The organism is Domibacillus sp. (assembly GCF_031181085.1).
Lineage (GTDB): Bacteria > Bacillota > Bacilli > Bacillales > Domibacillaceae > Domibacillus.
The window spans coordinates 24327-35665 of sequence record NZ_JAPSLE010000004.1; the positions used below are offsets into that span (position 1 = coordinate 24327).

14 protein-coding genes are annotated in these 11339 nt (G+C 48.7%); all 14 read right to left on the reverse strand.

Annotated features, from left to right (window positions below; genetic code table 11):
• Position 1: 1 nt before the first annotated feature.
• Positions 2 to 445, reverse strand: coding sequence for a flagellar assembly protein FliW (fliW, locus tag RIN81_RS07645; RefSeq protein WP_375164520.1), 444 nt, complete (start codon positions 443 to 445; stop codon positions 2 to 4).
• 3 nt (positions 446 to 448) lie between these two features.
• Complete coding sequence (locus tag RIN81_RS07650) at positions 449 to 1009, reverse strand: DUF6470 family protein (RefSeq protein WP_309088961.1); 561 nt, start codon at positions 1007 to 1009, stop codon at positions 449 to 451.
• Positions 1010 to 1024: 15 nt separating this feature from the next.
• Positions 1025 to 1927 carry a flagellar hook-associated protein FlgL gene (gene flgL / locus RIN81_RS07655; RefSeq protein WP_309088963.1) on the reverse strand — a complete coding sequence of 301 codons (903 nt, stop codon included), beginning with the start codon at positions 1925 to 1927 and terminating at the stop codon, positions 1025 to 1027.
• Between the two features lie 18 nt (positions 1928 to 1945).
• A complete protein-coding gene (flgK, locus tag RIN81_RS07660) occupies positions 1946 to 3508 on the reverse strand; it encodes a flagellar hook-associated protein FlgK (RefSeq protein ID WP_309088965.1) in 1563 nt (520 codons plus the stop codon).
• 11 nt (positions 3509 to 3519) lie between these two features.
• Positions 3520 to 3960 carry a flagellar protein FlgN gene (locus RIN81_RS07665; protein ID WP_309088967.1) on the reverse strand — a complete coding sequence of 147 codons (441 nt, stop codon included), beginning with the start codon at positions 3958 to 3960 and terminating at the stop codon, positions 3520 to 3522.
• A gap of 14 nt (positions 3961 to 3974) precedes the next feature.
• Positions 3975 to 4412, reverse strand: coding sequence for a YaaR family protein (locus RIN81_RS07670; RefSeq protein ID WP_309088969.1), 438 nt, complete (start codon positions 4410 to 4412; stop codon positions 3975 to 3977).
• 19 nt (positions 4413 to 4431) lie between these two features.
• Positions 4432 to 5244, reverse strand: a complete 813-nt coding sequence (locus RIN81_RS07675; RefSeq protein ID WP_309088971.1) for a flagellin N-terminal helical domain-containing protein — start codon at positions 5242 to 5244, stop codon at positions 4432 to 4434.
• A gap of 3 nt (positions 5245 to 5247) precedes the next feature.
• Entirely contained in the window at positions 5248 to 5685 is a 438-nt protein-coding gene (locus RIN81_RS07680; protein ID WP_309088973.1) for a flagellar export chaperone FliS, read from the reverse strand.
• Between the two features lie 43 nt (positions 5686 to 5728).
• Positions 5729 to 6013: an EscU/YscU/HrcU family type III secretion system export apparatus switch protein gene (locus tag RIN81_RS07685; protein ID WP_251274672.1), complete on the reverse strand. Its 285-nt coding sequence runs from the start codon at positions 6011 to 6013 to the stop codon at positions 5729 to 5731.
• The gene (locus tag RIN81_RS07690; protein WP_309088977.1) at positions 6010 to 8187 is read right to left on the reverse strand and encodes a hypothetical protein; all 2178 of its coding nucleotides are present in this window, start codon (positions 8185 to 8187) and stop codon (positions 6010 to 6012) included. Before RIN81_RS07690 ends, RIN81_RS07685 begins: the two co-directional genes overlap by 4 nt.
• Before the next feature lie 75 nt (positions 8188 to 8262).
• Complete coding sequence (gene flgM / locus RIN81_RS07695; RefSeq protein ID WP_309088979.1) at positions 8263 to 8532, reverse strand: flagellar biosynthesis anti-sigma factor FlgM; 270 nt, start codon at positions 8530 to 8532, stop codon at positions 8263 to 8265.
• 275 nt (positions 8533 to 8807) lie between these two features.
• Positions 8808 to 9221, reverse strand: coding sequence for a TIGR03826 family flagellar region protein (locus tag RIN81_RS07700; RefSeq protein ID WP_309088980.1), 414 nt, complete (start codon positions 9219 to 9221; stop codon positions 8808 to 8810).
• 58 nt (positions 9222 to 9279) lie between these two features.
• Entirely contained in the window at positions 9280 to 9942 is a 663-nt protein-coding gene (locus tag RIN81_RS07705; protein ID WP_309088982.1) for a ComFC family protein, read from the reverse strand.
• Positions 9939 to 11246, reverse strand: coding sequence for an ATP-dependent helicase ComFA (locus RIN81_RS07710; protein ID WP_309088984.1), 1308 nt, complete (start codon positions 11244 to 11246; stop codon positions 9939 to 9941). The genes RIN81_RS07705 and RIN81_RS07710 overlap by 4 nt, the downstream gene beginning before the upstream one ends.
• Positions 11247 to 11339 lie beyond the last annotated feature (93 nt).

Sequence of the window (11339 nt, forward strand, 5' to 3'; positions counted from 1 at the left end):
ATTACGCCTCCTTTGCCTGGAACAAGCTGTGGCGTGTTTCATACGGTGTGCCGGTTAAAATAAGCTGACGGGCACTGTTTGTTTTTTTGTTAATCACAAGCGGAGCCTGAAGATTGGCGGTTGTTTCTTCAAATGGATCACGCACTGTTAAAATGTTTAAGAGTGTGACGTCTTCTTCCTTCTCAATCGACAAAGCTTCAATGGTCGCGTCATCAATTTGTACGTTGTAGTCAATAAAAAAGGAAAATGGATCTGTGACGATAAAGCTTAAGCTTGGTGTAGAAATCGATTGAAGGGCATAAAAAACATCGTTATCCGGAAAGGCCAAAAGAACAAATTCTTTTTCCGATTCAAATCCCGGAATGCCGCTTGAAAAAGTAATAATATCTTCCTTTGCGATTTCTTTTTCACCGTGGTATTTTGTTTCGATCTTCACGTTGATCATCCTTTAAATCGTTTTATTGACCGCCTGAAAGTGGACGGACGGGTATTCATTCACCTGGAAGCGGACCTCACCTGGCTGATAGTGAATAATCGGCTTGTTGGCCCGGGTATTGTTTTCAACCTGGTGCGTCTGTACATTCATTGTAACGTCCCCTACCTGATAGTCAATCTTCACGCTGCCATAGGAAGGAATCCAGGCAAGCCCAGTTTCAAAACTGCGGGTGGATGCACGCTGTGCCTGCTGCTGAATGGCATTTGCGCCTGTATGAATATCAGCAAGCTCTCTGCCTTCCATCGCACGGCGGCCTATGCCTTCTAGTGCCTGCTGGCGCGCTTTTGCTGCGGCTTCGCGTGTTAATTGAAAAACATCTTTCTGTCCCGCTTCGGCAAATGCCTGTGACTGATCAATGCGAAGCTGGCCCGGAGTTGTTTCGATCGTCATTTCCGCTTTCGGCTGGCGAATATCGAGTGTGGCACCCGGCTGCTGAATCGACTGCTTGGCGGAAGTTGTTTGGATACCCAGCCTGGCATTCGTAATCGTATAATCAAGCGTTGTAATTTGCATCGCCCGCCCCTCCTATTAACGGAGATAATCCATCAAGGTCGGCTGAATAATTCGTGATGCAACAGAGAGTGCCGCTTTATGAACCGTTTCCTGAGTTGTTAACTCTGTCACTACTTTCTCAAAGTCTACGTCTTCGTTTTCGGACATAATTCGTGACGCGACGACTTGCTGCTCAGCCATACGCCCTTCCATCAATTCGATACGGTTATAACGTGCCCCCATTTCAGCACGAGCCGTTGTGTTAGAAGAAATATGGGTATCAAGCGTGCTTAAAAAACCGGTCAAGTCTTTTCCTGTTGTTGTACCCGTATCAAGCTGTGTAATAAGCTGATCAATCGTATCAAATACGGACTCTCCCGAATTGTTAGCAGCTCCGAATACACTACTTACGTCAATATTGACTTGGATCATAACCCCTTTGGACAGCTCTAGTTCTACTTTCCCAGTACTTAATCCGCCTGCACTGACTGTCCCATCTTCGTTAAACGGCTGTGTCGTTGTTTTTGTACCGTTAAATAAATATTGGTCATTGAACTTTGTATTGGTAATTTCGACCAAGTGTTCTTTCAGCTGCTTGATCTCTGCGCTGACCGCCTGGCGCTGCTGTGCGTCATACGTATCATTTGATATTTCAACCGTTAATTCACGAATCCGATCCAATGCAAGCTTGGCTTTGTCTAAAGCAGAATCAGACGTTTCCACCCAGTTGTACGCTTCGCTGAAATTGCGCTGGTATTGCTCAACCTCCGATAAACTGCGTCGGTATACGATTCCTTTCATCGCCGTTACCGGATCATCTGAAGGCTTTGTGATTTTCTTCTGTGTAGATACTTGCGTATTTAATTGATCAAGACGAGCAAGGCTCGCCTGCAGACTTTTTAAAGAATTGCCGGACAACATCGACTGTGTTACGCGCATTATCTCTTCACTCCTCTATTAACGGCCGCCTGTGCCCATTCCGTTAATAATTTTATCAAGCATTTCATCTACTACCGTAATCATACGAGCAGCGCCATTATAAGCATGCTGGAATTGAATTAAGTTGGTCATTTCCTCATCCAGTGACACCGCCGAAATAGAATTGCGGTTTGTTTCCACGGATGTACGCAGCACTTCCACATTCATTGCAGTGCGGCTGGCCTGCTGGGAGTCTACACCAAGGCGACCGATGACCGATTCGAAAAATTCATTGATTGATGTGGTTGTAGCCGGCGTAGTCGTACTGTCTGTCACAATTAAACTTTTATCGGTAAAGATGTTTGCCAGGTTATAAGCATTGGCCCCGTCTCCTGCTTCACCGTTTGAAGAAGCACCAATGTCTTTGCCGGTAGTGCCCGCTACAAGCTGAATACTGCCGGCCGCGTTTGCTGCATCTGTGATTTCTAAAATAGCTCCCGGTGCTGTGCCGTCCGTTCGTTTACCGGCGCTGTTTACTTCATTAAATTCTGATACAAAAGCTTCAGCCAGTGTGTTTAAATCGGAAAGCATATTGGAATACATCCCAACGGTTTTGGTACCGTCACTGTAGCCATATGCTTCAATTAATGCGCGGATTTCTCCTCTTGAAAAGATAACCGCATCTTTTGTTCCGGAGATAGCGGTCGTTCCGCTATAAGCGTTTCCGCCAGCCGCTCCGTCTTTTGTATAGCTGGCAAATACAATTTGTGTAACTTTGTCACCGTCTGTTTGAATATCAAGCTGCGTGTAGCCTTCGCCATTCACGAGTTCATTTGTTGTTGCTGCGCCGTTTGCATCTGCCAAAAAGATCTTATACGTTCCTTCCGCGATAGGCAGTGAGTTGCCACCGTTTGGCACGCGTTCAATTGAAATATTGACATATTGAGACAGCTCGTCCACAAGCGCATCCCGCTTGTCATACAAATCATTTGGCAGGTAGCCGTTCGGCTCCGTTTCTTTGATTTGCTGATTTACATCATTAATTTGTGACAGAATGGAATTGACTGCTTTTTCGGTCACATCCAGCTGATTGCCGTAATCGTCTTTCATTGCCTTCAGTGAGTCATACATATAGTTAAATGTTTCCGTCACAGACTGCAGCCGTTCGATGACGACACTACGTGCCCCATCATTTGTCGGCGAGCCGCCAAGCGTCTGCAGGGAATCCCATAATTCGTTAAAGGTTTTGGCAAGTCCCTGCTCGGACGGTTCATTGATAATGTCTTCAACTTTTGTAAGCGCATCTGCCCGCTCGCTCCAGTAGCCAAGCTTGTTATTTTCATTGCGGTACTGCACGTCAACAAAAGCGTCCCGAATACGCTGCACAGAGCCCGCCTCTACACCTGTTCCCATCTGGCCGGGAATATTTGGACGATTTAAGCCGACAGCCGGGTAAGGAGTTGTCGTTTGAAAGTTTACTCGCTGGCGTGAGTAGCCTGGTGTATTGGCATTTGAAATGTTATGCCCCGTTGTATAAAGGGCACTCTGCTGGGTAAACATGCCGCGCTTGGCGGTTTCCAGCCCCATAAAGGTTGATCTCATATTCTTCTCTCCTATGCTTTCGAGTCAAAAATGGGTCCAGTCGACGGCGGCTGGTTTGATTCCCCGTCCGCTGCGTAATTCCCTGCTTCCGGCGGGGAAAGCAGGTCAAGCTGCAGGTGAACGAATTGAAGCGACTGGTCCAGTAGCTCTTCATTGAGCCGGTTCGTGTGCTGCAGTTCTCCAAGCACATCGACCAATTGGCCGCGGAGTTCTTCTGCTTTTCGCTGTTCTTCTGCTGAAAGAGATGCCAGAAGCTCCGTTAATGTTTGACTGGAGTGCTCCGTTCGTTTCTTTTCCAGTATCGTAATGGCACTGACATGTTTTTGTTCATCCCGGACAATCCGGTTCAATTCGTCCATCTTGTTTTGCTTGACCGCTTCTGTTTTCGCCTGTGCTAATGCAAGCAGGCTTTTATGAAGCGCCAGCTGTTTTTCGAGCGTTTCGATGAGCATGACGCTCCCCCTTTTTATGTGTAAATATTAACTAACAGCCCTTGAATTTCGCCAACCTTGCTCAAAATATCAAGCTGTGATTTTTCTTTATTAATGACGTCATTGGCCAGCTGGGTGAGACGGCTGTCTACTTCTTTCACAATTTTATAGACCTTCGTTCGTCCGCGGCGGTTAAAGCCCCGCTGTTCTTCCAGCTGAAGACCGCTGTCTACTGCCTGCTGCATAAATTCTTTGACCATTTTTTTGTATTTACGCAGGTCGTCAATCGTTCGGTGCTCGGAGAGTTTTTCCCCCTGTGCCTCAATCTCTTTCATCATGCCGTTCATTTTCTCAAGTACAGCATTTTGACGCTTGTTTGCGATCACATCCGTGAATGTTACGGATGCTTTCGCGGTTTCTTCTTTTCGTTCAGCCCGGGACGCGGAAACTCTATTTACGCGCTGGATTTCCATCATCATTCACTCCGTTTAGTTATTGAAGAAGCTGCAGGATGCCCTGCGGAAGCTGATTCGCCTGTGCAAGCATTGCCTGTCCTGCCTGGTTTAATATATTGTTTCTCGTAAACTGGGTCATTTCTTCAGCCATATCCAGGTCGCGGATACGTGATTCTGCGGCTGTTAAGTTTTCATTCGCTGTCTGCAGGTTTGTGATCGTATGCTCCAAACGGTTTTGAACGGCACCAAGCTTGCTTCGCTGCTCTGAAACTTTTGCAATGGCTGTATCAATTGCGCTAATGCCTGCCTGCGCTCCAGCATTTGTAGAAAAATCTAACGAGCCTGCTCCAATCGTGTCAGCGTCCATATTGCCAATAGAGAGTGCCAGTGTCTGATCGGCATTGGCACCAATTTGGAAAGTTGCCTCTTGTAGATCACCATTCAATAATTTTTTCTGGTTAAACTCCGTTGTCTCAGCAATACGATTAATTTCAGCTGTCAGAGCTGTTACTTCGTCTTGAATGGCCTGGCGGTCTGTACCTTCCAATGTATCGTTTGACGCCTGTACTGCAAGCTCGCGCATTCGCTGCAAGATATCATGTGTAGACGCAAGCGCTCCTTCTGCTGTTTGAATGAGTGAAATCGCATCGAGTGAGTTGCGCTCCGCCATATCTAAACCGCGCACCTGTGAACGCATTTTTTCCGAAATGGCAAGACCTGCTGCGTCGTCCGCTGCCCGGTTAATGCGAAGGCCGGATGACAGCTTTTCAAGGCTTTTTGATGTGGCATTGTTTGTATTTCCCAGATTACGGTACGCATTCAATGCTTGAATGTTATGGTTAATTCTCATTGATCAGTTCCCCGTTTCAAATGTATTGGCCGGTCTGGCTTCGACAAAGATGTTTTGTTCATACGCATTTCTTTTGCGTGCAGCCGGCCTGGCCGGTGCTGCTCTCAATGCTTCGTTCCACGCTTCTGCAATTGTCTCGAAAAGCTGGCGCGCCTGCTGGAGCCTTTCAGCGTCTTTGTACAAATTGGCTTGAACGACGGTGTCGGCAATAAAGTTATACACATGATCGAGCTGGTCGGCGATAATGCCAGCTTCATAGTTCAGGCCCGCGCCGAGCCGCTCCGTAATATCGTTAATTTTCTGCATCGCCTTGTTGGCTTCTGCATATTGTTTTGCTTCTAAAAAAGTGATCGCACGGTCAAATTGCGTCAGTCCTGCTTCATATAAAAGGGCTGTAATTTGCTGTGGTGTTTTTTGATAAATCATTTCTTTTGTGATCACATTTGTCACCTCATGTGAATGTATCGGCAACATTTGCCGAATTTTAATACGCAGATTCCATTTCTTCGATTAAAATGAGCATCTCAGCAATAACCGAATACAATTGAGGCGGAATCGAATCACCAAGATCAATATCGATCAGCTCTGATAAAAGCGACGAATCCTGCTCCATCGGAATGCCATGCTGGCTGGCGAGCTCCAAAATTTTTGAAGCGAGCGCGCCTTTTCCCTGTGCGACGACCGTTGGCGCACTTCCTTCTTCATAGCGGATCACGGCGGCAGACGGACCGTTTACTTTCCGGCGTTTTATTTGGTTGTAATAACTCATATCGTCAAATCAAATCCTTTCGCGGAAGCAGCGGTGGCTGCCTGCTTCACAGCTGTCCCGCTCTTTTCTTCTTGAGCAAACGGGCCGAACTGAACCGCTCCGACCCGGTAGCCAATATCGGAAAGCCGGTTTTTCAGCACGGCGGCGAGCGGCGCAATTTTTTGCTCAAAGCCTTCCTGGTCGTTTTGTACTTTTAAAGAAAGGTTTCGGTCGGCGGCTGTGATGGTCATGCCGACCGGTCCCAGTTTTTTTGTTTCAAATAGGAAGTGGAGCGAGCAGTTTTCCCAGTCTACCTGCTGGCCGCCATTTTTTGAGCGGATAAACACATTCACGTTATCTGCCTGGCCGCCCAGTAAAAACGGCAGGGACATCATCATCGACTGCAGGCCGGTTTCCGGTTTGCTTAACAGCTGCTGCCCGGTTAAGTTCGAAGCGGCCTGATCGCCGGACTGGCTGCCCATCGTGGCAAGCAGTGCCTGCTTCACGGCATTCGGCACTTCCGCTTTTCCTTTTAATAGAGCAGCGGACTGTTCATGCTCATAGTTCAAGCCAGCGGCGCGGACCAGTTCAAAAGCGTTACGGGCGCCCGGCGTATCGTAAAGACCGGCCATTGCGCCGGCCAAATGGCGCTGCGGCGTATCGGCCAGCTCCTGCGCGGCCATATGAACAACACGGGCATCGGACGGTTTAAACGTTATTTTATCGATCAGCATCTTTACATCCGACACAATCCGGGCGGCGGACTGCGTATCTCCTTTAGCAAGCAGCTTGCGTGCATCCGCGAGCTGCTGGGATGCCTGCATCAGCTCTTTTTCTGTTTTCATGTCGGTAAAAAGCATAAAATTGCCCTTTAAAATGGCGTTATCCAATGTTTTAATGGCGGTTTCAATAACCGGCTTCGCCTGCTGCGGTGTTTTGACGAGCAGTTCAGCGGTCTGCAAATTGCGTACAATGTCCCGCTTGAATTGTTTAAAATCAATCGCCGACTGTGACATTTTTTCGGTAATCGTCGTCATCACAACGGTTTTGGAAGCGGGCGGGACGTGAACAAATAAATCATCCGGCAGGCTGGCCGTCTCATTTGTAACAGTTGGCTGAATAAGCGGTTCAACGGCTTTCATTAATTCGCTACGCGCAGCGAGCTCTTTTCCTGATGTAGCCAGTGTCTCTGCCCACTCGACTGCCTCATGTAATTCCGGCAGAGTATCCCTTACAAAAGCAGCGACCCGCTCAAAAGAGGGTTCTTTTTGGATCATAGCGGCTGCTCTTTGCGGCAGGGACGGCTCCGTTTCATCTGTTTCCGGCAGGACAATGCCTGACGGCTGCAAAGTTCCCGCTACTCGTTCCTTTGCCAGGTTAGCCAGCTGCAGGGCTTCTGCGATGGGTTTCAAAACAGTGGTTCGGTTCCCAGTAAAAGAGGTGCGCAGTGCCTGGACAATTTCCTCCAGGGAACCATTTTGGTCGAGCTTTTGGGCGAGCGCTTGAAGAAGGGTATCGGCAGGCTGCTGCTTTAACAGTGCGTTTAGTGCTTCTCCAAGCTTTTGCTTAGCCGTGTTTTGAATGGTTTCTGCTTGAATAGCGCCTGCCCGCTCGATCAGCTGGGCGGCCGGGAGATTCTGCTCGGCCGCCAGTTTTTTTAATGCCTGAACCAATTGGGCAGGCGAGCTTGTCTGCTTCATTAATACTTCAATTTGCTTCACAACCTGCTCAGGAAGCGGCGAAGATTTTATGGCAGTAATGGCTTCCTGTGTCCGGCCAAGCTGGAGTGCTTTATCGATTGCCGCGCGGATGTTTTCCGGAAATTCGATGCCCGACTGCGCCAGCCACTCGGCTGCCTGTCTGCCAAATGGCGTACCCGTCAGTGCGGCATGAACCGCTTTGAGCGATGCCTCAGACGGCATGATTCCCTTGTCCGCTAAAGCTTTGACTGTCGCAAGCTTGTCCGCTTCCGTTCCCGGTGCTGTTTCCATAAACGTTTGAACAGCCTGTGCGGCTTCTTTTGTAAGAGTAACTCCTTTTTCAGTAAATACCGCAAGTTCCGCAGGCTGCTTGTCTGTACTCGGTGCGGATGCGGCGGGGACTGTGTTTGACGCTGGCGCTGCTTTCGTTTCTCCTTGAACGGCTGCGGGCGCTGTTTGACTTGGTGAGGGTGCCAGTTGTGGCTGAATCTTCATCAGTCGGTCTCCTTTCCTTGGTTTACACATAAAGAAAGATCGCCCAACAATAGTTTGTGGGCGATCCGGTGACAGTTACAGCTTTCCGTAAAAGTCGAGCATGGCTTTGGCGGTTGCATCTGCATCCGGCTTGTATGTGCCATCCGCGATCTTTTCCTTCAGAAGCGCGATTTTTTCGCGGCGTTCAGCTAGTATTCTGGATGAGTCTTGCATCTCTTTGGCGGCGCTTGAAATTTCAAGTTTATCGCCGGCTGCCGGGCTGGTTGATTTTGCCGCATCTACTCTTTTTAGCTGCTTCTGATACGGATTGATTCCATTTACGCCAGGTGTATGGTTAATTTTCATCTCCGTATCCTCGCTTTCTTTTGTACTTGTGCTTATTATATCGTCAAGACAGGGGAAATGTTTAGTGAGGAATTTGGCGTAATTTTCGAATCAAAAAAACCCGCCAAAAGACGGGTTTGAGATTGTAGACAAAGTAAGAAAGCAGGCTGGTTGAAAACGTCTGACTTTCCAGGAACGCCGCCGGCTGGGAAGCTGAGTGACCTTTTGGGGGTCATGAGCATTCACAGCCGGCAAGTGAAGCCGAAAGCGGGCGTTTGCCAACAGCCTGAAGACGTTTAATTAAACCGTTTGCCTAAATAGGTTTTCTGATGGTCATCCTGGCGCTCACTCGCAAATTGCTGCTCGCGGTCATGCTGCTTCAGGTCAGACTCGATTTCATCAACGCATTTACTGCACAGCTTGCCGCGCTGAATAATTGCGCCGCAGCGGTCACATGGATAACCGAGGTTCGGAAACTGCGCCGCCTGCAGGCGCCCTTTTTTTACCCACTTGTAAATCATTTCTTCGGTCGCACCGGTTACCTCTACAATGCGTTCCATCGTCGCGGCGCGGTTTTCTCTTTTTCTTAAAAATGTATAAGCAGCTTGATAAAGCTCTTCTTCTGATCGGGAACATGCTGGACATACATCACGAAAGGCATTTTTAGCATACAATGCACCGCAGCGCGGGCAGTCAACGATTTCGTTCATCCCATTCACCTCATGTTGTCATTCGTTTGTTTTATTTTCGGCGCGGGATGGGTAATTGTCAAGAGCCGCTGCGGGCAATCGTGATACTTTTTACCGAGACGGCACCTGCCTTTTGGAGTGCATCGGACACAAGGCGCATCGTTGCGCCGGTCGTGTAAATATCGTCAATCACAAGAATCGTTTTCCCTGCTGCATCTCCAATCGGATAAAACGTCTGCTTAGCGGTTATCCGCTCGGCACGTGTTTTTTTAGACTGCTTGTCGGATTCACGCCGCCCAAGAAGCGCAGTTTGCGGCAGCCTCGCCCGCTCAACAAGCGCTTCTGACTGGTTAAATCGCCGCTCTGCAAGACGCGAAAGAGACAGCGGGACCGGACAGATGATGTCATACTCCAATTGCCTGGCCATCCTCCTGATATCTTGTGCAAAAAGGTTCGCCAGTGCATAATCTCCCCGGTACTTAAAGCGGGCGATCAACTCCTTCATGGCGTCATTATACTGATAGAAAGAATAATTGGAATGAAAGATGCCCTCCTCCCAGGCTGCGCAATCTGGACAGACTTCAGCTTCTTTCATTTCCCGGCAGCAGATTGTACAAAAAGGCCCTGTTAGTTTTTTGAGTGGTTCGGAACAATTTCCGCACAGAAGCGGAGCCTTTGCACCGAAAAAAGCAGCCCATGACTGAATCGCTGTTTCACTTTCACAAAGCAGGCACCGGCTCATACATCCAGCAGCCTCCTTTCCTCTCCAAGCTTGTTCATCCTGTTAATCTGGCTGACGGCCCGCACCATGGCGTTTGTTTTTCCATAATGAAAAAAGGTCACAATGCCGGTTGGGCAGTCTGCGCTTCGTCCGGCACGCCCGGCTATTTGCACAAGGGCGCTTTCCGTAAAAATTCGGTCTTCTGCACCGACTACGGCTACATCTACACCCGAGAATGTCACACCCCGCTCCAAAATTGTGGTGGTAAGCAAAACCGGTATTTCCCCTCTGCGCATCGCTTCGACTTTTTCTTTGCGGAGAGGGTCCCCGGCATGCACACTTTGGATACGTGTATCCACTTCTTTTAATGTCAAAAGAGCTTTATCCATCGTTTCAATATGGGGATAAAAAAGAAGTACTTTCTCCTTTTCTTTCAGCCAATCCAAAACGGGTGCCGGTACAATGGACTTTTTCCAATTTCCACACCACTTCATTTCCGGTATGGGCAGCGGGTGACGGTGGTAGCGGGCCGGAATCACGGTCGCTTCCCTCCTGCCAGAGTGAATGTCTTCCTGCCAGGAGGGTTCAGGCGTAGCTGTTAAATAAATAAGAGAGGATTTCTGTTTGCGTGCTTTTTGAACGGCGAATTGAAGCGAAGCATCAAACGTGTACGGAAAAGCATCGACTTCATCAACGATCATGACGTCAAACGCTTCAAAAAAGCGGAGCAGCTGGTGGGTCGTAGAGATCACAAGCGGACTATACGTATGGCGGTCTGGACTGCTTCCATACAGTGCGGCAGGTGGTGTATCGGGAAACACGTTTTGAAGGCGCGGAGCCAGTTCCCGGACAACATCGGCTCTTGGTGCCGCAATGCAGACACGTTTTCCATTTTGAAGAGCTTGAGCGATACCTTCAAATAACACTTCTGTTTTCCCGGCACCGGCAACGGCCCAGACCGTGTGTTCAAGATCATTTTCTACCGCAAGCCGAACATGCTGGGAAGCTTTCTTTTGGCCGGCTGACAATGTGCCGGACCATTGCATCTCTCCGGCTCGCTTCGAATGCAATGGCTCGGGGCCAATCCAACGGTAAAGGGTTGTACAGGAAGAGATTTTGCCCATTTGAATGCAGTTTCGGCAGTAGGCGCATTGGTTGCCGCACCGGGCACATGGATGGGATGAGAAGTTCGAGGTATTTCCGCAGCGGTGGCAAAGAAGCGGATGGGATAAGCCGGGGCGGACAGCGAGAGAATGAACATCGGAGAGAATCGGAATTTCTTCATCCGTCAATTCACGACCTGAAAAAAAGTGAGCATGTTTCATAAGTCACATCCTTTCAGCCCCAGTATACTTTATCTGGATAAATATTACAACCGTTATCAGAATGTCATGATAATTTAACATTGGGTCATTTTT

What these genes read in the sequence shown, in the direction of transcription:
- fliW (WP_375164520.1), bottom strand. Translation starts at nt 445, where the DNA reads ATGATCAACGTGAAGATCGAAACAAAATACCACGGTGAAAAAGAAATC.
- RIN81_RS07650 (WP_309088961.1), bottom strand. Translation starts at nt 1,009, where the DNA reads ATGCAAATTACAACGCTTGATTATACGATTACGAATGCCAGGCTGGGT.
- flgL (WP_309088963.1), bottom strand. Translation starts at nt 1,927, where the DNA reads ATGCGCGTAACACAGTCGATGTTGTCCGGCAATTCTTTAAAAAGTCTG.
- flgK (WP_309088965.1), bottom strand. Translation starts at nt 3,508, where the DNA reads ATGAGATCAACCTTTATGGGGCTGGAAACCGCCAAGCGCGGCATGTTT.
- RIN81_RS07665 (WP_309088967.1), bottom strand. Translation starts at nt 3,960, where the DNA reads ATGCTCATCGAAACGCTCGAAAAACAGCTGGCGCTTCATAAAAGCCTG.
- RIN81_RS07670 (WP_309088969.1), bottom strand. Translation starts at nt 4,412, where the DNA reads ATGGAAATCCAGCGCGTAAATAGAGTTTCCGCGTCCCGGGCTGAACGA.
- RIN81_RS07675 (WP_309088971.1), bottom strand. Translation starts at nt 5,244, where the DNA reads ATGAGAATTAACCATAACATTCAAGCATTGAATGCGTACCGTAATCTG.
- RIN81_RS07685 (WP_251274672.1), bottom strand. Translation starts at nt 6,013, where the DNA reads ATGAGTTATTACAACCAAATAAAACGCCGGAAAGTAAACGGTCCGTCT.
- RIN81_RS07690 (WP_309088977.1), bottom strand. Translation starts at nt 8,187, where the DNA reads ATGAAGATTCAGCCACAACTGGCACCCTCACCAAGTCAAACAGCGCCC.
- flgM (WP_309088979.1), bottom strand. Translation starts at nt 8,532, where the DNA reads ATGAAAATTAACCATACACCTGGCGTAAATGGAATCAATCCGTATCAG.
- RIN81_RS07700 (WP_309088980.1), bottom strand. Translation starts at nt 9,221, where the DNA reads ATGAACGAAATCGTTGACTGCCCGCGCTGCGGTGCATTGTATGCTAAA.
- RIN81_RS07705 (WP_309088982.1), bottom strand. Translation starts at nt 9,942, where the DNA reads ATGAGCCGGTGCCTGCTTTGTGAAAGTGAAACAGCGATTCAGTCATGG.
- RIN81_RS07710 (WP_309088984.1), bottom strand. Translation starts at nt 11,246, where the DNA reads ATGAAACATGCTCACTTTTTTTCAGGTCGTGAATTGACGGATGAAGAA.